Source organism: Corynebacterium lipophiloflavum DSM 44291, assembly GCF_000159635.1.
In the GTDB taxonomy this organism is placed as follows: domain Bacteria; phylum Actinomycetota; class Actinomycetes; order Mycobacteriales; family Mycobacteriaceae; genus Corynebacterium; species Corynebacterium lipophiloflavum.
The window spans coordinates 1-540 of sequence record NZ_GG667220.1 but is presented as its reverse complement, the minus strand read 5'-3'; the positions used below and the strand labels follow the sequence as shown (position 1 = coordinate 540).

General features: G+C 60.4%; 1 protein-coding gene and 1 pseudogene. Both read right to left on the bottom strand.

Annotated elements, in window-relative coordinates; translation table 11 throughout:
• On the bottom strand, positions 1 to 160 hold a 160-nt coding region (locus HMPREF0298_RS11985; RefSeq protein ID WP_006841331.1), incomplete at its 3' end, for an IS3 family transposase.
• A gap of 71 nt (positions 161 to 231) precedes the next feature.
• Positions 232 to 534 (bottom strand): annotated as a pseudogene (locus HMPREF0298_RS12515) (IS1634 family transposase); the annotation flags it as partial.
• Positions 535 to 540: the final 6 nt, after the last annotated feature.

The following is a 540-nucleotide window of genomic DNA, read 5'->3' as shown; positions in this document are numbered from 1 at the left end:
GGGCTTTCTTGCCCGTGCCATAGCGCTTGACCCAGGCAGCGAGACTGCCACGGTTAACACCGAAATCATGAGCAACCGAATTAAGAGACACACCGTCTGTGTCTTCATACATCGCGACCGCGTCGCGCTTGAACTCCTCAGTATAGGACTTACGAGGCATGAACTGAGACTACCCTCCTCCGGCTGTCAACCGGGGCTAGCCTATGTCCACCAACAAGGGGTCAGGTCCGGTTCGATGCTGTCGAATGTTGAGCCTGGCTGCACGATCCGGGCGATGAGCAGATCCCGGAACACCTGGTCACCGCCGGTGGCTGTATCCAAACCCAGTTCGGTGTAGGCATGGTGGATGACGTCGAGGAGGTGACCAGCGCGTTCCGAGGTGATCGGGACCGGCGCATCCACCGACCCGCTGCCGGAAGGTGTGGTGTCCACACCAAGAGCCAGGCTCATCTGGTCGCCGTCGACCAGGCGTCGGGCCTGGGCCTTCAACAGGGCAAGATCTTCGTCGGTGTGCGCCGAACCGAGGTGCTTCATGCTCTT